Origin of the sequence: Marinobacterium mangrovicola (genome assembly GCF_004339595.1) — a bacterium.
GTDB lineage: Bacteria > Pseudomonadota > Gammaproteobacteria > Pseudomonadales > Balneatricaceae > Marinobacterium_D > Marinobacterium_D mangrovicola.
This window is the reverse complement of record NZ_SMFU01000004.1, coordinates 1-1708: the sequence shown is the minus strand read 5'-3', so window position 1 is coordinate 1708 and position 1708 is coordinate 1. Positions and strand designations below refer to the sequence as shown.

General features: G+C 57.8%; 1 protein-coding gene. It reads right to left on the bottom strand.

The genetic code is table 11. The annotated features are described in order from the left end of the window. Window positions 1-18: 18 nt before the first annotated feature. Window positions 19-1497 carry an IS1182 family transposase gene (locus CLV83_RS00875; RefSeq protein WP_243642244.1) on the bottom strand — a complete coding sequence of 493 codons (1479 nt, stop codon included), beginning with the start codon at window positions 1495-1497 and terminating at the stop codon, window positions 19-21. Between the last annotated feature and the right edge of the window lie 211 nt (window positions 1498-1708).

Sequence of the window (1708 nt, the reverse complement as noted above, 5' to 3'; positions counted from 1 at the left end):
GAGGGTGTCGCAAATCGCTTAGCGCGGCATTAGGCAGCAGGTGTTCGGCGATGTCGCGGGCTGGTACGCTTCGCTATTGAGCACCCGTGCGGCCGAAAGCATTTTCCAAGCCAGGCAAACGTCCCTCAGACATGTCCACCTGTAAACCCAGATAAGACAATAAAGGCTTAGCGAGACGGCGCGAGCCACATTATAGGCCAGAACATGCAGGGCAAACTCGCGCTTGACACCCGCCAGTCCTCGGCGTCGGAAGCGTGTCAGACCCTGCTGCTGACGTAGTGCGGAAAATACCGGCTCGACCATGGCCTTGCGCTGTCGAAAGACGTTTTGGGCACCCGGATGTGTCATGACCTGCTGCAGGGCCAGACGGACCTCATCTTCCGGGTAACGCTTGATTCGGCGTCCTTGGGCAGAGCGGGTACACGCCGTGCGTTGTGGGCAGGCCGCGCATTGATCACACGCATAGACGAACTGTTCACGCGTGCGTGCCGATGCACGTGCATGACTGATACACCGAAGCCGCTGTCCTGCCGGACATAGGTAGACGTCCTGATCTGCATCGTAGGCGAACTGGCTTTTATGATAAAGGCCACCCACTTTGTCTGTGGTGCTGGGTTTGGGCGGGCACAACAGGCTGACATCACGCGCCAGTGTTGCCGCAATGACGCCATCATCAAAATAGCCAGCATCCAGTAGCAGTTCGCGCTGAGTCTCTGGAACCACGCGCTCACTCTGATCCAGCAGTTCTCCGACCACGCGTGTCTCACTCGTGGGATCTATGGCATGCGCCACGATAATACGTACCTCATTAGCCAGAACGGAGGGCGTATAAGCCGGTGCAAAGCCGCGCCCTCGCTTCTGACGCTGTACAGCGGCCTCTGGTTCGGTGGGACTAACGCGCACCGTATCGACACGCTTGCCGTGGCGCCGTCGTGCCGCGATCCGCGCGTCAAGAACCTTTTCACAGGCCTGCACTTTCTCCAACTGCTGCTGCTTTTCATCCTGCTGCTCAGGAGAGGCCTGTTGATGGTCTTTCAGGGCTTTACTGACTCGAGCACGTACCGCCTCGTCTTTAAGCAGGCGGTAGTGAGAACAGGCTGCTTCGATCACTGTCCCATCACCTGCCAGGCATGTGGTCGAAGCTCCGATTCTGGCCAGAATGGTGCGGGTCAGCGCTTCGAAAAACGCCTCTGAAAGTGATTGTTCATGCAGGCAGATAAAGCGTCCGATGTTGGCATGATCGGGGGCAATACCTCCGGTCACCCACATAGCCCCCAGGTCTACACGAGCCAGCCGCTCCAGCGAGCGCAACGACGAAGCCCCGTTCATGATCCCGTAGAGAATCAACCCCATCATCGCGCGTGGCGCATAGGGGGCGCGCCCCGTGGCTGCATAACGATTCTCAAAGGGCTTCCAATCCTGGTCATGCAACAGGTCGGCCACTACAAAAGGGGCGCTAATTCCTGACAGCCGTAGATGATCTTCAAGCGGTGTCATGCCCAGGAAAATCGCCTTGGCATCACCTTGTATGAAGCGCCGTCCTGACGATGCAGTCGTAACACGGGAGGGCGGAGGAGGCGAGGCAGGCAATGCCTGAAAAAGCGCGAACTGCCTGTCATCAGGTGTGGGCATACATGCTGTCGACACGGTAAGCTCTCGGGTAGATAAAAGGTTTATTTTAAGGCTTTACCCCTTTCGCGACACCCTC